At 34.3% G+C, this 18096-nt stretch carries 20 protein-coding genes; 11 read left to right on the forward strand and 9 right to left on the reverse strand.

The features are described from left to right. Nucleotides 1-113 precede the first annotated feature (113 nt). The 9 genes from alaS (at nt 114) to HH304_RS12635 (ending at nt 10239) form a co-directional block, all read left to right on the forward strand. Nucleotides 114-2738: an alanine--tRNA ligase gene (gene alaS / locus HH304_RS12595; protein ID WP_169682107.1), complete on the forward strand. Its 2625-nt coding sequence runs from the start codon at nt 114-116 to the stop codon at nt 2736-2738. A gap of 5 nt (nt 2739-2743) precedes the next feature. Beyond that, nucleotides 2744-4195, forward strand: a complete 1452-nt coding sequence (gatB, locus tag HH304_RS12600) for an Asp-tRNA(Asn)/Glu-tRNA(Gln) amidotransferase subunit GatB (RefSeq protein WP_169682110.1) — start codon at nt 2744-2746, stop codon at nt 4193-4195. Between the two features lie 6 nt (nt 4196-4201). After that, nucleotides 4202-5332 carry a TlpA disulfide reductase family protein gene (locus tag HH304_RS12605; protein ID WP_169682150.1) on the forward strand — a complete coding sequence of 377 codons (1131 nt, stop codon included), beginning with the start codon at nt 4202-4204 and terminating at the stop codon, nt 5330-5332. Between the two features lie 124 nt (nt 5333-5456). After that, nucleotides 5457-5753, forward strand: a complete 297-nt coding sequence (locus HH304_RS12610; RefSeq protein ID WP_169682152.1) for a hypothetical protein — start codon at nt 5457-5459, stop codon at nt 5751-5753. A gap of 33 nt (nt 5754-5786) precedes the next feature. Beyond that, nucleotides 5787-6623, forward strand: coding sequence for an RluA family pseudouridine synthase (locus HH304_RS12615; protein ID WP_169682154.1), 837 nt, complete (start codon nt 5787-5789; stop codon nt 6621-6623). A gap of 22 nt (nt 6624-6645) precedes the next feature. Further along, on the forward strand, nt 6646-8316 hold the full coding sequence (locus tag HH304_RS12620) for a hypothetical protein (protein WP_169682156.1): 1671 nt from the start codon (nt 6646-6648) through the stop codon (nt 8314-8316). Between the two features lie 4 nt (nt 8317-8320). Then, nucleotides 8321-9106 (forward strand): SGNH/GDSL hydrolase family protein, encoded by a 786-nt coding sequence (locus tag HH304_RS12625; RefSeq protein WP_169682159.1) that lies wholly within the window; start codon nt 8321-8323, stop codon nt 9104-9106. A gap of 64 nt (nt 9107-9170) precedes the next feature. Next, nucleotides 9171-9767 (forward strand): outer membrane beta-barrel protein, encoded by a 597-nt coding sequence (locus HH304_RS12630; protein WP_169682201.1) that lies wholly within the window; start codon nt 9171-9173, stop codon nt 9765-9767. A gap of 7 nt (nt 9768-9774) precedes the next feature. Beyond that, nucleotides 9775-10239 (forward strand): hypothetical protein, encoded by a 465-nt coding sequence (locus HH304_RS12635; protein ID WP_169682202.1) that lies wholly within the window; start codon nt 9775-9777, stop codon nt 10237-10239. Between the two features lie 27 nt (nt 10240-10266). On the opposite strand, the gene HH304_RS12640 is transcribed toward HH304_RS12635, so the two are convergent. Genes HH304_RS12640 through HH304_RS12650 form a run of 3 tightly spaced genes read right to left on the reverse strand, consistent with a single transcriptional unit; the run spans nt 10267 to nt 12078 of the window. After that, nucleotides 10267-10863 carry a hypothetical protein gene (locus HH304_RS12640; RefSeq protein ID WP_169682203.1) on the reverse strand — a complete coding sequence of 199 codons (597 nt, stop codon included), beginning with the start codon at nt 10861-10863 and terminating at the stop codon, nt 10267-10269. A 1-nt stretch (nt 10864) separates the two neighbouring features. Beyond that, nucleotides 10865-11404: an acyl-CoA thioesterase gene (locus HH304_RS12645; protein ID WP_169682204.1), complete on the reverse strand. Its 540-nt coding sequence runs from the start codon at nt 11402-11404 to the stop codon at nt 10865-10867. An 8-nt stretch (nt 11405-11412) separates the two neighbouring features. Beyond that, nucleotides 11413-12078, reverse strand: coding sequence for a protein-L-isoaspartate(D-aspartate) O-methyltransferase (locus HH304_RS12650; protein WP_169682205.1), 666 nt, complete (start codon nt 12076-12078; stop codon nt 11413-11415). A gap of 70 nt (nt 12079-12148) precedes the next feature. Between HH304_RS12650 and HH304_RS12655 the strand changes: the two genes are divergently transcribed. Continuing rightward, nucleotides 12149-12736, forward strand: a complete 588-nt coding sequence (locus HH304_RS12655; protein WP_169682206.1) for a riboflavin synthase — start codon at nt 12149-12151, stop codon at nt 12734-12736. A gap of 54 nt (nt 12737-12790) precedes the next feature. Continuing rightward, the gene (locus HH304_RS12660; RefSeq protein ID WP_169682207.1) at nt 12791-13486 is read left to right on the forward strand and encodes a LytR/AlgR family response regulator transcription factor; all 696 of its coding nucleotides are present in this window, start codon (nt 12791-12793) and stop codon (nt 13484-13486) included. A gap of 14 nt (nt 13487-13500) precedes the next feature. On the opposite strand, the gene hemF is transcribed toward HH304_RS12660, so the two are convergent. The 6 genes from hemF to HH304_RS12690 all read right to left on the reverse strand — a co-directional run bounded on the left by hemF (nt 13501) and on the right by HH304_RS12690 (nt 18076). Continuing rightward, the gene (gene hemF, locus HH304_RS12665; RefSeq protein WP_169682208.1) at nt 13501-14394 is read right to left on the reverse strand and encodes an oxygen-dependent coproporphyrinogen oxidase; all 894 of its coding nucleotides are present in this window, start codon (nt 14392-14394) and stop codon (nt 13501-13503) included. Between the two features lie 80 nt (nt 14395-14474). Continuing rightward, nucleotides 14475-15365, reverse strand: coding sequence for an energy transducer TonB (locus HH304_RS12670; protein WP_169682209.1), 891 nt, complete (start codon nt 15363-15365; stop codon nt 14475-14477). Between the two features lie 8 nt (nt 15366-15373). After that, nucleotides 15374-15967, reverse strand: a complete 594-nt coding sequence (locus HH304_RS12675) for a hypothetical protein (protein WP_169682210.1) — start codon at nt 15965-15967, stop codon at nt 15374-15376. Further along, nucleotides 15967-16194, reverse strand: a complete 228-nt coding sequence (locus HH304_RS12680) for a hypothetical protein (protein WP_169682211.1) — start codon at nt 16192-16194, stop codon at nt 15967-15969. Before HH304_RS12680 ends, HH304_RS12675 begins: the two co-directional genes overlap by 1 nt. A 59-nt stretch (nt 16195-16253) precedes the next feature. Next, nucleotides 16254-17255 (reverse strand): 3-oxoacyl-ACP synthase III family protein, encoded by a 1002-nt coding sequence (locus tag HH304_RS12685; RefSeq protein ID WP_169682212.1) that lies wholly within the window; start codon nt 17253-17255, stop codon nt 16254-16256. 122 nt (nt 17256-17377) lie between these two features. Then, nucleotides 17378-18076 (reverse strand): SOS response-associated peptidase, encoded by a 699-nt coding sequence (locus HH304_RS12690; RefSeq protein ID WP_169682214.1) that lies wholly within the window; start codon nt 18074-18076, stop codon nt 17378-17380. Nucleotides 18077-18096: the final 20 nt, after the last annotated feature.

Consider the following 18096-nt stretch of genomic DNA (forward strand, 5'->3'; position numbering starts at 1 on the left):
AACTTTTATTTAACAGCAACGGCAAATATCGGTAAAAAATAAGGAAATATTAAATTTGATTTTTGCCAAAAAATCTTAAATGTACGATTTATACTAAAAATTATAAGTATTTCATGAATTCGGCAGACATCAGGCAGAAATTTTTAAGCTTTTTTGAAGGAAAAGGTCATAAAGTTGTTCCTTCAGCACCATTAGTTGTTAAAAATGACCCTACTTTAATGTTTACTAATGCCGGGATGAATCAATTTAAAGATTACTTCCTGGGTAATTCTGAGCCTGAAAATAAAAGAGTCGCAGATACTCAAAAGTGTCTAAGGGTTTCAGGAAAGCATAACGATCTGGAGGAAGTAGGTATTGATACTTATCACCATACCATGTTTGAAATGCTTGGTAACTGGTCTTTTGGTGATTATTTTAAGAAAGATGCTATCGCCTGGGCATGGGAACTGCTTACTGAAGTTTATGGTCTTCCAAAGGATAGATTATACGTTACTGTATTCGGTGGTGATAAAGGCGATAACCTTGGTTTTGATCAGGATGCTTTCGATCATTGGAAAGAATGGATTAGCGAGGATAGAATACTTTCTGCCGATAAAAAAGATAACTTCTGGGAAATGGGAGACACCGGCCCTTGTGGTCCATGTTCTGAAATTCATATTGACCTGAGAAGTGAAGAAGAGGTTAATAAACTTCCGGGTAAGGAGCTTGTCAATCAAGATCACCCATTGGTAGTTGAGATCTGGAATCTGGTTTTTATGGAGTTTAATCGTAAAGCCGATGGTTCACTGGTAGAATTACCTAATAAACATATTGATACTGGTATGGGGTTTGAAAGGCTTTGTATGGCAATTCAAAAGAAAACTTCAAACTACGATACTGATGTATTTACTCCTTTAATAAAGCATCTCGAAGCAACAGCCAAAGTTGAATACGGAAAGGATGAGAAAATCGATATTGCACTTCGAGTGATAGCTGATCATATCCGTGCCATATCATTTGCAATTGCTGATGGACAGCTACCGTCTAATAATAAAGCCGGTTATGTTATCAGAAGGATATTAAGAAGGGCTGTGCGTTATGGATATACATTCTTAAATCTATCATCTCCATTTTTATATGAGCTTGTAGATGTTCTGGCAAATCAGTTTGATGGGGTATTTAGCGAATTAAAAGAACAGCAATCTTTTGTAAGCAAGGTGGTTAAAGAGGAAGAATCTAATTTCCTTAGAACTCTTGAAAATGGATTGAAAAGACTTGAACAAATTACTTCAGCTCTTGCTCAGGGAGATCAGATAAATGGAAAGTCCGTATTTGAACTGTATGATACATATGGTTTTCCGGTGGATTTAACTGCACTGATTGCTAGAGAAAAAGGATTTTCAATTGATGAGGCTGGGTTTGAAGCTGAAATGAAGATTCAAAAAGATCGATCTCGACAAGCAGCAGCCCAGGAAAAAGGTGACTGGATTGTAGTTGAAGAAGGTGATGAAGTTGTCTTTACCGGGTACGAAGAATTGGAATCCAATTCCAGATTATTAAGATATAGAGAAGTAAAAGATAAGAAGAATACTATTTATCAATTGGTATTTGAAAAAACACCTTTCTATGCTGAATCTGGCGGACAGGTAGGTGATAAAGGTATCGCGATTGGTAATGAAGAAACAATTCAGATATTTGATACTAAAAAGGAAAATGACCTTATAATTCATTATGCCAAAAATTTACCTAAAAATCTTAATGTAGAATTTTTATTGCAGGTAGATGAAGATAAGAGAGTAAGAACAATGAATAACCATTCGGCTACTCACTTGCTTCATGCAGCATTGAGAAATGTACTTGGTGACCATGTACAGCAAAGAGGTTCTCTTGTTTCACCTGATGTTCTTCGTTTTGACTTTTCTCATTTCCAGAAGGTAACCGAAGAAGAAATTCGTGAAATTGAACAAATTGTTAATTCAAGAATCAGGCAAAACATTAAACTTGATGAAAAGAGAAATGTACCAATTGAAGATGCTAAAGATGCAGGTGCAATGGCTCTTTTTGGAGAAAAGTATGGTGATTTTGTAAGGGTAATAACATTTGATAAGGAATACTCAGTCGAATTATGCGGTGGTACTCACGTGCCATACACAGGTCAGATTGGAATGTTCAAGATTATTTCTGAAGGGTCTGTAGCTGCTGGTGTGCGAAGAATCGAGGCAATTACCGGAGCTGCTGCGTTAGATTATTTTGAGAAGGAGCTTCAATTATTAAATGAAGTTAGAGAAGTACTAAAAAATCCTAAAAACCTTATTCAGGGGTTAAATGGTATTATAGAGGAGAAAAATAAGCTTGCTAAAGCTGTAGAAGAAGCCAATAACGAAAGGTCTAAGGTAGTTAAGCAGCAACTTTTTGATAAAATAGAATCACATAACGGTGCTAATATTCTTGCAGAGAAGGTGGAATTACCTGATGCTGATAGTTTAAAGAATATTGCATTCCAGCTTAAAAATGAAAAAGGACCAATTGTAGCTGTGATTGCCGCTGATATAGTTGGAAAACCGCAAATAGCTGTCGTAATTAGTGAAGATCTTGTCAACGATGAGCGAAATGCTGGTCAGTGGGTAAGAGAGCTGGCTAAGCATATCAAAGGTGGAGGTGGTGGACAACCATTTTTTGCTACCGCTGGCGGAAAAGATATTTCCGGACTTGATAATGCTGTTACCGAAGCAAAGAAATTAATTAAAGAAAAATTATAAGTTCCATGGAGAAATCCGGACAAAAATTCGAACCGGTAATCGGTTTGGAGGTTCACGTGCAACTAAATACAAAAAGTAAGATCTTCTGTATGGATCCGGTAATGTACGGGGCAGAACCAAATACTTTGGTGAGCCCGGTATCATTAGCTCACCCGGGTACATTACCTGTTCTAAATAAGGAGGTTGTAAATAAAGCAATAAAATTAGGTCTGGCAATGAATTGTAATATTGCCAGGAGAATGTATTTTGATCGCAAGAATTATTTTTATCCGGACTCACCTAAAGGTTATCAGCTTACTCAGGATAAGACTCCAATTTGCAAGGATGGAGGCGTGAAATTATTAGTCGGGGGTAATGAAATTTTTATTTCTCTTGATAAAATTCATATGGAAGAGGATGCCGGGAAATCTATTCACGTAGATGGAGCAGATTATTCACAAATAGATCTCAATAGGGCAGGGACACCACTTTTGGAGGTGGTTACAAATCCATGCATGTCTAATCCGGAAGAAGTTGCAGCATTTCTAAATTACTTGAGAAGACTTGTAAGGTACCTGGACATATCTGATGCAAATATGGAAGAAGGGTCTCTACGCTGTGATGCCAATGTTTCGATTAAGCCCGTAGGCTCTGAAAAACTTGGTAATAAAGTAGAGATCAAAAATATGAACTCCGTACGGAATGTTCAGAAAGCAATAAAATCTGAGATTAAAAGGCAGGAAAAATTAATTCTTTCTGGAGAAAATATCATATCGGAAACCAGACTTTATGATCTGGATAAAGACCAGACTCGTTCTATGAGAACCAAGGAGGCTTTAAACGATTATAGATATTTTCCTGAGCCTGATATTTCAGAGGTCGAATTATCTGAAGAGTATATAAAAGATATACAGAGGCAAATGCCAGTTCTTCCTGAGGAGAAAGAAAAAGAGTTTATCAATAAGTATGGCATTTCTGAAAGTAACGCATCGATAATCTGTGAGGATAGAGAGCTTGTAGAATTATATGAATCATTGATAAATGAAGGGGCAGAACCAAAATCTGCTTCAAACTGGCTCGTGGGTCCGATAAAAGGATTTATAAATCAGTCTGATTCTAAAGTTAAATTAAAGAATTTAAACCCTGTTTTCTTGTCTTCGTTAATCGAAATAAGCGAAGCCGGTAAGGTTAACCAACATATTGCAACTAAGGAAATTCTTCCGGAAGTTATTTTAAATGGTAATGACCCTGTCAAATTAGCTAAGGATAAAGGATTATTGATTGAAAAAAATGCTGATGAACTTAATTTATGGGTAACTGAGGCAATTTCAAATTATCCTGATAAAGTAAAAGCCTGGAAAAATGGTAAAAAAGGTCTTTCTAAGTTTTTTATGGGTGAAGTTATGAAAGCAAGCAAAGGGAAAGCAGATCCAAAGCAAACCCTGACGATTATTGAAGAACAATTAAATAATTTGTAATAATATATGAATATCTTAAAATACGGTTCATTTATTTTTTCACTATTACTTATTGTAGCATGTGGTGGAGAGAATGAGGAAGAAAAAACAGATGGTGCTTATTCCGGTACAATTAAGGGGAAAGTACAAAATTTCGAAGATGTCAAACAAATACTTTTGTCCAAACAAGAAAACAATCGGTTCATTGTTTTTGATACCCTGAAACTAAATGAGAATGGAGAGTTTTCTGCGGAAGTTTCATTGATCCAGCCTTCGTTTGTAGCATTAAATTTGGGAAATAACGAACAGATATTTATTCCTTATGATGGCGATGATGTATCAATTACAATTGATATGAATGATCCAATAAGTTCGGCTAAGGTTGAAGGTTCTGATGATTATGATTATTACACGAAGATAAGTGATATGATGAAGGAGTTTCAATTGAATAACAGGGACTTAATGCTTTCATATCAACAGAATGCTTCGGAAAATAATATGGAAGTTGCTGATTCACTTGCTCAATTGATTCAATCAAAACAAGCTGAATTCCAGACAGAACTTAAGACTGAGATTCGAAATATGCTTCCTTCAATAGTGGCTTTAGAAGCTGCAAGATTACTTCCTTTGGATCAAAATATTGATTTGATGAACGAAGTGGTTTCTGCATATGAAGAATCATATCCGAATGCTGATTTTTATATGCCAGTTAAAGATGAGCTCGCTAAGGCTTCAAAATTAGCTATTGGAGCTATGGCTCCAGATTTTTCATTACCAACTCCTGAAGGTGACAGTGTAAGTTTAAGTGACTTTAGAGGAGAATATGTACTTGTTGATTTTTGGGCTCAGTGGTGTAAGCCATGTAGAATGGAAAACCCAAATGTTGTAGCTGCTTATAATAAGTACCATGAAAAAGGATTTCAGATTTTAGGTGTTTCATTAGATAGGAGCCGTGATAAATGGCTACAGGCTATTGAAGAAGATAATTTGACTTGGACACAAGTGTCTGAACTATCAGCAACACAGTCAAAAGTGGCAGATTTATACAATATAACAGGTATCCCGTTTAGTATATTAGTTGATCCTGATGGGAAAATAGTTGCTAAAAACTTAAGAGGGGAGTTATTGCATAGCAAATTAGCTGAGATATACGACTAAATTAATTTGAAAATATAATTAAAAGGTGGGGTAGTTGCTCCACCTTTTTTATTTAATGTAATAAGGTAAAAATATAATCTGGAATGGAATTTGATCATTACCTAAAAATCAAAACCATTTCACCATGAAAACTGATAAATACACAAAAATCCTGTTAACAGTAATTGCAATAAACCTGACTTTAATTTCCCTAAAAGACATTTCATTTTTTAATAAGGCATATGCAGATGAAGACAACAATAGATACATGAATATTCCCATAAATGAAAATGGAACAATTGATGTGCGTATTGTGGATAGTGAGGAACTAGACGTAAGTATAACTGATATAAATACTTCAGATAAACTTAAGGTTAGGTTAGAGGAGGTTGATAATAGTGCATTCTTTTATACCAAAGTACCTGTTGTAATTAAAGAATAGCTATTAATTTAGCATGACAATTCATGCAACCTGATGTCTCAAATCATTGATCAACATATAGTATTAGAGTATAGTCCAATTAAAAGGTTAAGTGACTATGCAATTGGTGTTTTTGATGATCTTCCTTCAAGGAAAAGCGTAAAAAAAGCTATTCTCGAAAATAGGATTTTAGTTGATGATGAAGTTGCTAATACAGGAACCTGGATAAAGAATGGAATGGTTATTTCATTATTGGAACCTAAATATCAATCCAGACCAGAATATACAATTGATATTCCTGTAATATATGAAGATGATTTTCTGGCTGTCGTAAATAAGCCTGGCGGTATGCTTACAAGTGGAAATGTATTTAGATCATTGGAAAATACACTATCCCATAACTTAAATATTACCGGTAACTATCTTCCTCGTCCTGTACATCGGCTGGACAGTGCCACATGTGGGCTTGTATTAATAGCCAAGGATAAGAATATTAGGATTAAGCTTGGAGAACTATTGAAAGTTCGGTTGGTCAAGAAAGAATATCATGCAGTTGTGACCGGTACTCCTCCAGATACTGGTGAAATTAAGCTAGATATTGAGGGAAAGAAATCTAAAACCATTTTTTACAATTTAGAAAAATCAAAGGACCAAAGATTTTCATTGTTAAAGTTGATTCCTGTTACCGGAAGAACCCATCAATTACGAATTCATTGTTCAAGAATGGGGTTTCCAATTGTAGGAGATAAGTTATATAATGGGTTTAATAGGGGGAAGGGACTTTTTCTATGTGCTTCTAAAATTGAATTTGACCATCCGGTTACTGGTGAGAGATTGAAAGTTAAAATTGACCTTCCATTAAAATTTAGAAAGTTATTTAATAGCGATTGATAAATATCAATATATTTATCATATGAGATTATTATATTTTTTATTAATTCTGGTTTTTTTCTCCTGTGGGAAAAAACAATCTGAAGTAGCAGCCGATTCTACTGAACAACTTCTGACTAGCCATTCAAAATTAATTGAACTATTCAAGACTTGGAGAGATTTTGAAAAACCACCTTTAAAAAATGGAGCCCCTGATTATACCAGGGATACATTTGAAAGACGTTGGTCAGAATTCAAGGAAATTAAGGGTAAGCTTTTAAGTTTTGATACAATAGGATGGTCTGTTGCTGACAAGGTTGACCTTTATGTTGCCTTAGCAGAAATGAATGGTTTTGAATTTAATTATAAAGTTTTGAAGCCATGGGCAAGAGATCCCTCTTTTTATAAAACTGTTTGGATGGCTAAAAGCGATGTGCCAGCTCATGAAGGTCCAACACACCATATGACACTGGAATTATGGACTTATAATTTTCCTTTATCACAGCCTGAAGAAAATAGATTAATTAATGAATTAGCTATTATTCCGGCCATAAACGATCAGGCAATGCATAATCTTACAGGTAATGCCAGGGAATTGTGGGTGACAGGAATAAGGGATATTGAAAATCAGGTATCAGACCTGGAATCTATTTTAATGATAGATGGAATTTCTGAAAGTAGTGGTCTTTCAAATGCTGTTGAGGCCGCTATAGTGTCTACCCAAAAATTTTCAAGTTGGCTAAAAGAAGAAGCAAAGTTAAAAGACGGTCCTTCTGGAATTGGAAAGGAAAATTATACTTGGTATTTGCAAAATGTTCACTTGGTTCCTTTAACCTGGGAAGATGAAGTGGTGTTAATGAAAAGAGAACTTGCCAGAGCATGGTCATCTCTTAAACTGGAAGAACATCGAAATAGAGATTTACCACAAATTAAACCTGTAGATAACAGAAAACAGTACGAATTATTAGCTAAAAAATCTGCTGAGAGTTTGTTGTCATTTTTAGAAAATGAATCAATAGTTACCGTTAAAGAATATTTTAAACCTGCGTTATTTGCCCAATTAGGAGAGTTTGTACCCCAAGACAAAAGGCATTTTTTCTGGATGGGTGCTCATCATGATCCGCGGCCCCTTTATTCTCACTTTTATCATTGGTTCGAACTTGCTAGAATGGATTTTGAACCTAACTCTAGATATATCAGAAAGGATGCGTTGTTATATAATATTTTTGATTCAAGGAATGAAGGATTAGCAACAGCTGTAGAAGAGATGTTCATGGATGCAGGTTTATATGATGACAATCCCAGGGTTCGTGAAATAGTATATATCATGATTGCTCAAAGGGCTGCCAGAGGACTAGGGTCATTATATGCTCAAGCAAATGAGATGACAATGGCCGAGGCAGGAGAAATACATACTCGATATACACCTAGAGGATGGATGAAAACAGAAAAGGACCTTATGATTTTTGAGCAGCATTTGTATATGCGTCAGCCAGGTTACGGCACAAGCTATATAACTGGAAAATATCTCGCAGAAAAGGCAATTATGGATCTGGCTATGCAAAAGGAGTTGTCAAATGAAGATTTTAAACTAAAAGAGTATTTTGATTTATTAAATTCAATTGGGAATATTCCCATTTTATTAAGTAACTGGGAAATGACAGGTGAAAAACCAGTATTTTTGGATCATCTTAAAACTGAGTTTGATCAATGATCTCATGAATTTAAAGTACTTAATAGGAGTGTTAATGTCTTTCCCTCTTTTACCATTATTAATATATGATGGTAGAAAAGTGAAAAATAGTGTGCCAGAGTTGCCAGAGGCTAAAGATTTAGAGGGTAAATGTTTAATTGATTCTAACCAAACATTTACCATGTTAGCCATTGGTGAAAGTACCATTGCAGGAGTAGGAGCTAAAAGTAATAATGAAGGATATGTTGGAAGCTTAGCAAGATCTTTGGCAAAGGAATTAAATGCGAACATTGAATGGAAGGTTTATGCTAAAAGTGGTTATTCAGCTATTGAGGTTAATAATTTGATAATCCCTGAAATTAAATGCGAAAATCCGGATTTGATAGTAGTTGGTTTAGGGGGGAATGATTCATTTAATTTGAATACACCAGGTAGATGGAAGAATGAAATAGAAAGGTTAATCGAAATGTTGAAATTGAAGTTTCCTTCTACGCCAATATATTTTAATAAAATACCTCCAATAAAAATTTTCCCGGCATTTACTTCAACAATGAAATTTACTATAGGGAATTTAGCTGAAATTCTGGGAGAGGAGTTAAGTAACCTTGTAAATCAATATGATCATGTTTTCTATTCTGCTGGTCCGATTAAAATTGAAGATTTAACAAGGATTGATAATTCAGAACCTGATTTGAATGAATATTTTAGTGATGGGGTTCATCCTTCAGAAAAGGCATATAAAGCTCTTGCTGATAACATGGCTAAGTTTATAATTGAAAATTGGGATGGTAACTCAGTATCTAAAAGCTAAATCTGGTATATTTTTTGTGGATGAATATAAGTAATTATTCTTATTATCAAATTATTGAATAGAAATGAAAAATGTTACCATTTTAGCATTACTACTAGTATCTGCTTTTTCTGTAAGTAGTCAAGTGAAACTGGGAGTATATTATTCTTATGACAATAATCTTAGTACTGAAAACATTGTTGTTGATGAATATACAGGATATTCAATATCCTATGACCAACCTAATTATTCGGTTGGTTTAACAATGGAAAAAGGACTTAAAAACAATTTTTCGATAAAGTCAGGAGTAGGGATTTCGGATAAGAGTTTTACTTCGGTTTATTATTGTGCAGTTTGTGATATGGTTGTTATGCCGGAGACTGTAAATTTAAGGTATCTTGATATCCCAGTATCATTGAATTATGAGATTTTAGATTCAAAATTTAAACTATTTGGTGAGATTGGAATGATTAACCAATTCAATTTAGTTGATGATCAAAAACAATTTAGAAATTATGTTATATCAGGTAATGTTGGTGCAGGGGTGAAATTTCAAGTTTCAAAAAGAGTTTCAGCTAATGCATCTCTGAATTATATAAATAGTTTTATAGATGCGTATGATAATCTTGAATATAAAAATTCATTTTTATCATATCGTTTTGGGATAGATTTCAAATTATAATGTAAGTATGAAGAATAGAAGATTTTTGTTATTGTTGGTGTCGCTTGTAGTTATTATAACCTTTGGGACATCTTGTCTTTCAGAAGAATGTGGTGAATGTTTTACACCACCACCTGAATTTGTATTTGAGGTAGTAGACAGCCAAACAGGTGAAAATTTATTTACAAGTGGTGTTTATGATGTGGAACAGTTACAGGTTTTGGATAGTGCTGATGGTTCAAGTATAAATTATGAATTTATCACCCGAGATAATTTAAATCTAATTGTATTGGATGATATTGGATGGAGCACTGAAAAGATAATTTATAGTTTTAAGATTTCGGGTGAAAATATATTTGTTCTTCAGGTTGATGCTGAAAGAGTGTCTGAAGACTGTTGTAATTTTACCAGGTTTAATGAAATAATTATTAATCCTGTAGAATCAGAATACAGTCAAAATACAGGAATATTTAAAGTGAAAATCGAACAATAAAAAAAAAGGTGGGGTAACCCACCTTTTTTAGTTAAACAGAGATTTTAATCCCTGCCATAATTTCATTTTGAGGTCTTTATCTTCAGCTATTTTTGACAATTCATCACAAAGTAGTGATTTGACATCTCCAACTTCCTCTACACTATACATGGCAGAACCAGCAAATGGTCCCTGTAGTAATTCTTCACTACCAAAACTAATAATGACTTCTTGCGGTTCGATCATAAATAATGAGTCGATGTCTGTGGTCAATGCTATATCAGTCAGGCCTATATTTACCGCAGATATCACTTTCATCAAAAATGCTTTATCAGTATCATTGATTTGAGCAGCATAAACCGTAATTGCCTTTTTATTATCTCCTTCAAATAAATTTGGGCTATCAGCTTCGGGAATATCATTTTCATTAGCTGTTTCATCACTTTGCTCATCTACTATTTCAATGGAACCAGAAGTCTCTACTACAGGTTCTGGTTCAGACAAAGATTCTTGTTGTAAAGTAACTTCAGATGAAGTACTAACAACTTTATCAGATGAGTTAAGGTGAAAATCAATTTCATCTTCTTTTAAAAAGATGATATCATCAAAAAGTAATGGTAAATGATCATTTTCCTGATTAGCCATATTAATCTTCCTTGATAGGTTCTAAATTATCAAAAAGCGCTTTTAATTCTGTAGCCTCCGCTGGTTTCATTCTTTTAGCTAGAACCAAACGCAACTGTCTTCTTCTCAATGCTCCTGCATAATGTTCTTTTTCTTCTTCTGTTTGAGGAACAACTTCCGGAACATCAATAGGGCGACCACTTTGGTCTACAGCAACAAAGGTAAAAAAGGCGCTGTTACAAGTGTATTTTTTGTTTGCCGGGATGTCCTCTGCTGTAACTTCAATAAATACTTCCATTGAAGAGCTAAATGCACGAGTTACCTGAGCATTTAAAGATACCACGTTGCCCAGTTTGATAGGTTTTCTAAAAGAAATGTTATCTACTGATGCAGTTACAACGATTCTATTAGAGTGTTTTTGGGCAGCTATCGCAGAAACGATATCCATCCAATGCATAAGTCTTCCACCCATCAGGTTGTTCAGGGTGTTGGTATCGTTTGGCAACACCATCTCAGTCATGGTAACTGCTGAATCTTTCGCAAATTTCTGCTTTCTGGCCATTGTTTTTTTTAATTTCCCCAACCGTGTTTTCCTTTTAATGGTACAAAACTAAATAAATCGTATTCTTTTTTTGCTATTTTATTTGTATCAATTTTTTTGATTTTTACCATCTTTTGCTTTTTGTCATCACCCACCGGAATTACCAAGATACCTCCAATGTTAAGTTGTTCTACTAAAGGTTTTGGTATAATTGGTGCGCCTGCTGTAACAATTATTCTATCAAATGGTGCATGTCTGGGTACTCCTTGTGAACCATCACCATATAAGAATGTGGCATTGTATCCCATTTTTGGTAAGACTTTTCTGGTTTGGTCATACAGTTTTTTCTGATATTCGATTGTTATAACTTTAGCACCAAGTTCAAGTAATACGCAAGCCTGGTAACCACTTCCTGTCCCAATTTCCAGAATTTTTTGCCCGGGTTCTACTTCGAGTAACTCTGATTGAAAGGCTACAGTATATGGTTGTGAAATTGTTTGTCCTTCACCAATTGGGAATGCTTTGTCTTGATATGCATGTTCTAGTAAAGCCTGGTCAAAAAAGTAATGTCTGGGTATTTTATTAATAGCGTTAAGCACATTAATATCTTTTATTCCCTTACTTTCAATGGTTTTTACCAGATTTCTTCTTAACCCTTTTGTTCTATAATTATCTTCAAATACTGCAGCAAACACTTAACCCGATATTTAGTATTATTGTAAAATATTAGTAAATATAACTTATTAGACATTGTAAACAGAATATATGTTCACAGGAATAATTGAAACCAGGGGTAAAGTCATTGAAATTCAGACTGAAGGAAAAAATAAGCATTTCGTTATTGAGAGTGATATCAGTAATGAATTAAAGGCTGATGAAAGTGTTAGTCATGACGGTGTTTGTCTAACAGTAACTAATATCGAAGGTAGTAAATACAAAGTGACTGCGGTTGATGAAACTTTGAAAAAGACTAATTTGGGTACTTGGAAGCCTGGAGATTTAATAAATCTAGAAAGAGCTATGGCTGCTTCCGGGAGATTTGACGGACATGTTGTGCAGGGACATGTTGATCAAAAGGCCAAAGTTATAGATATTGTCAATGCAGATGGGAGTACTGTATTCACTTTCGAGTTATCTACACCTTCACCCCTAATGGTTGAAAAGGGATCTGTAACTGTTAATGGGATAAGCTTGACCTGTTTTAATGTGACTGATAGGACATTTAGTGTTACAATTATTCCATATACTATGGAACATACAACAATGGGTAGATTAGTTAATGGGAGTGAAGTGAATATCGAATTTGATATAATTGGTAAATATGTAAAAAAACTAACGGAATATTACCGCTAATATATTTGAAGCATTATATTGTATTCCGGTTTAACAATACAGGAGAATTTTTTTATGGATTATAGGTGTATGATTGTTGACGATGAGGCTCTTTCACGGGGAATAGCTAAAAATTTCGTCGAAAAAACCAAAGGCTTAACATTAACACATGAATGCAGTAGTGCGATTGAGGCAATTAATCTTCTTCAAGAAGAGGATGTTGATATTTTGCTGGTAGATATAAATATGCCTGAAATGACGGGGATGGAATTAATGAAAAGCCTGGATGAAAATTATCAGGTAATTCTTGTAACCGGAGATGAAAATTATGCCATTGAAGCTTTTGAAAACAGCGCAACTGATTATCTGGTAAAACCAATAGAGTATAGTAGATTTATTAAGGCAATCAATAAAGCAAAAGCTAATATTGATGCATTCAGACAAAGAAATGAGAGGTTTGATGAAATTTACGTTAAGTCAGATTCTCGTCTCGTAAGATTGCAATTGGAAGAAATCTATTTTATTGAGGCATTGGCTGATTATGTAATGATTAATACAGCTAACAAAAAATATATTGTACATAGTACAATGAAAGGTCTGATAAACAGGCTTCCTCAAAGCATGTTTGTAAGGGTCCATAGATCATATATTGTAAATACCAAAAGAATAGAGTCTCTAGAGGATTTAAATATTGTGATAAAAGATAAGTACATACCTGTCGGTGCCAGTTACAAGGAGAGTTTTATGAAAAGACTTAATATATTAAAATAAAAAGGGCCTGTTTTTTACAGGCCTTTTTTATTTATCCAATCTATGCCTTTTTTAAGTTTATCTAACGTTTCTTGCTCTTTTGGATTCGCATCATATTTATATGGCCATTGGGCATATGGAGGAAGACTTGCAAGTATTGACTCTGTTCTTCCATCAGTATCTAATCCAAATTTTGTTCCCTTATCCCAAACCAAATTGAATTCGACATACCTACCTCTTCTAAGGTTTCTCCAATTAATGTCAGACTCTGTAAATGGATCATTTTGATGTTTTAGCATCATTTTTTTATAAAAATTCGCAAACATAGTACCGACATCTTTTACAAACTCAAAAATGTCCTCTTTAGGCTTATCGTTTAACCGATCAAAAAATATGCCTCCAATACCTCTCGTTTCTTTTCTGTGTTTGATATAAAAATAGTCATCTGCCCAGTTTTTAAAACGATCATAATAGCTAGTGTCATGTGAATCACATATCTTTTTTAGTTCACTATGAAAGTCTGATGCATCATTATCATCTATATAATGAGGCGTTAGGTCTATACCACCACCAAACCACCATGTGCCGTCACTCATTTCAAAGTACCTAACATTCATGTGAATGATTGGTACGAATGGGTTAAAAGGATGTTGAATTGTAGAAACCCCGGTAGCATAGAAATCTGCATTTGATAGGTTTAATGCTTGTAGAATCTTTTCTGGAGTTTCACCATAAACTGCACTAAAGTTTATTGCTCCCTTTTCAATAACGTTACCATTTTGAATTATACGAGTTCTACCTCCGCCACCACCTGGTCTGCTCCAGGCATCTTCAAAGAAAACCCCTTTGCCATCTGCCTGGCTAAGAATATTGCATGCTTCATCTTGAAGGCTCTTGAACCATTCGGTAATTGTTTCCTTGTTGATCATAATGCAAATAAACAAAAAAACAGGTAGGACTTTCCTACCTGTTTTTAGTTTTTTAAATCTGAAATATAGATTAAATAATATTATTTCATCGAAAATAGTATCGGAATGGTCATTTGTTGCCTAACATTAATTCCTTTGTTAGCTGCTGGCTTCCATTTAGGGGAAGCCTTTATAACTCTAAGTGTTTCCTGATCACAACCATGCCCAAGCCCTTTAAGAATTTTAATGTCAGAGAGAGCGCCATCTTTTTCAACAATAAATGAAACGTAAACTTTACCTTTAACTTTATTTTTGACAGCCTCTTTTGGATACTTTAGGTTTTTCCTTAAGAATTTACCAAATGCTTCAGATCCACCAACAAAGGAAGCTTCTTCTTCAGCTGTAATGTGAACTGAATTATCATCTTCTATCTGTACAGTTAAATCTATCATTCCAAGTTTAACTTCAATATCTTCAGCTGTTTCTTCTTCAGTTTCCGCGCTTACTATTTCTTGAGATACCTCGCTCTCAGTACTAGTATTCGGTTCTTCAACAGAGCTACTGGTTTCGTCATCTGATGATACTTCAAATTCTTCACTATCATTGCTGCCATCAGGTGCTACAACACTTTCATTTACAACAAAAAAGTTTTGATCATCACCAAAATAGTCTGATTTTAGAATTGACAGTTCATCAACTTTTTTACGATAATCATCCTTTAATTTATCATTAGTAGCTTTTAAAGAAAGCAGACGATAAACCAATTGTCCTTTATCGTATAATTCCTCGTTAAGTTTTGGAGCGTTAACTAATAACCAATCCAAAGCTCCTTTAGAGCCTTGCCAGTCTCGGTTAACCAATGCCTGATTAAAGGATTCCCATTTTTTCTTAGCTTGAGCATCATCATTCCCCCAATCCCAATTAGTCTGCGCAGTCAAGTTTAAGCATAGTACAAATAATACTGTTCCGATTAAAAATCTTAAAGTCCCCATATAAAAAATTACTTTAAGGTATAAATTAAGTGTTTGAAGTTGGTCAGGCAGAATTCCTGCCACTGATCAATATCTGAAACATTACAAAATTTTCCTAATTTAATAAAATTAATTGAGTGATTTTCAAAAATATCCTCAGTTAAAAGTTCATGTGAAATATAACTCCCCGGAGAAAAATCATGATTCCACGGAGAAGCATCAACACAAAAATATAACTTTTTCTGAGAAAGAAAATTATTTTTTGATTTAATTGTACTTTTCAAGTTTTTTAAGAAAGATCCTTTTATTAAAAGATTGATACTGATGAAGTTACCCCACCATATCATCGTTCTTATTGTGAGTATATTTTCACGGTCAAATATTGAAGGGTAATCAAGTACAAGGTAGGGGAGCCCTTTGTAATTGTTACCTTTTGAAATTTTCTTGTGATTTGTTGAAAGACCTTGGATATTAAGGGGTTGTGAGGTTTTTAAAATTTGCTCATATTCAGCTTGAAGGTTATAAAGAAATCCTTCAAGCTTATTATTAACTGTTCTAGATAATTTCCAGAAATCAACCTCATTTAGACATTCCTTTTCTTCATCTGTTAGATCAAATTTCATTAATGTCTTTGGTCTGGTCTTTGGATGATTTTTATTACAACATCATGCTTATCACCATCATTGTCTGTTATATGTAGTGTAACTGTTGGGTTATCAATTTCAACATTTTCAGTGATGTGAATTTCATCTTTGATGTCGATCATTTTAGCTATATCGTTTTTTAGTTGTGAAATAGCTTTTGCAATGTCTACTTCAAGTACACTTGGATTGTATTTAGTTGTTTTCATAGCTTAAGAGGTTAAAAAGTATAAAGTTGGAGAGCTTAACCCAGCTCTCCATATGTTTTTTACCATCTGATTAAAGCAGATGCCCATGTGAAACCGCTACCAAAAGCAGCCATACACACTAAGTCATTATCTTTAATTCTACCTTCATTTTTTGCTTCACTTAATGCAATTGGAATTGAAGCTGCAGTAGTATTTCCGTATTTCTGAATATTAGAAACTACTTTTTCATCAGGTAATTTCATAGTCTCCTGAACAAATTTAGTAATTCGAAGATTTGCCTGATGAGGAATTAAAATATCAACATCTTCAGGACTGTAACCATTATGATTAAGTGCCTCACCAATAACTTCAGGGAAACGCTGTACTGCATGTTTAAATACATAGTTTCCATTCATTATCGGGTAAATTAGTCCTCCTGGTTTCATCATTTCTTCAGTGATTCTTTCTGCCCCTGAGCTACTTGGAGCAACAACGCATAATTCTTTTGCGAATTTCCCTTCTGAATGTAAGTGAGTTGAAAGAATCCCTTTTTCATGATTTTCAGAAGGAGTTAGAACTACTGCACCGGCACCATCTCCAAAAATTACTGATACACTTCTACCTTCATTACTGAAATCAAGTCCGCTACTGTGAATTTCAGAACCAATTACAAGCACATTATTATACATTCCGGTTTTAATGAAATTATCAGCAACTGACAATGCATATATAAAACCAGAACACTGATTTCTAACATCTAGAGCTCCAATTGGGCCGATTCCAAGTTCTTCTTGTACACTTACTCCTGGACCCGGAAAGAAGTAATCCGGTGATAAGGTAGCAAACACAATGAAATCTATATCTGATGGGGAAATGCCAGCATCTTCCATAGCCATTTTCGCCGCTTTTACACCCATGTTTGCAGTTGTATCTGTTTCAGGGTTATAATATCTTCTTTCTCTGATTCCAGTTCTTTCTCTTATCCAGTCATCAGATGTATCCATAAGTTTCGCCAAGTCGTCATTTGTTACGACCTTTTCAGGTACGTAATGACCTACACCTGCTATTTTCGAGTTTCTCATGTTGTCGGTTTTAATATTAATTTAATCAAAAATTGGGTCTATGTTAAATAGAAAAGAAATATTTCAGCATAAACTTTTACTGAATATTTAAAAAATATATGCCTATAACTTTAATTTATTTTTTATTGGAAAAGAGTGTAGTTGCCGTTTTGATCTACAGGTGGTGCAGGCTCAATTAAAGCAGGCCCATCACTAGTTGGTGAATTGATTAAGGGAGTAATTGAGTAAAATGATAATATGTCTTCTTCAGGAGCTTTCAGAATACTTATTAACTCATCTTCAGAAGTATTTGGATTTAACCATTTTTCTTCCTGCTCTTTTCCGAAAATTACCGGCATCGTATTACTGATTTCTGAGATATCACTATTAGATTGCGTAGTGATAATTCTAAATGTGTGAATCATTTCACCATTATCAGCTTCATATTCATCCCATATTCCGGCAAAAGAAAAAGGTTTGTTATCATACCTGATAACTCTATATGGAATTTGGCTTTTTTTACTAATTTTCTTCCATTCATAATACCCATCAGCCGGAATAATACATCTTCTGCCAACAAGTGCTTTTTTAAAACTGAATTTCTCGGTAAGCTCTTTGTCAGTTGCAGAATATAATTTTTGACTAACGGGTTTATTTTTGGCCATTTCCGGAGTTATACCCCAATAAAACCAGCTAACACCTTTTTCTTTACCAGCTGTTATTACCGGCATTAACTTCGTAGGTGCAACATTATATGCTGCCAGGAAGTTTTTGTTAAATTCAATATTGAAACGTGATTCAAGTATTTCTTTTTCCGATATCAAAGAATATCTTCCGCTCATTCAGTTTTTTTTTGTATAAT

Origin of the sequence: Marinigracilibium pacificum, assembly GCF_012926615.1 — a bacterium.
Taxonomy (GTDB): Bacteria; Bacteroidota; Bacteroidia; order Cytophagales; family Cyclobacteriaceae; genus Mangrovivirga; species Mangrovivirga pacifica.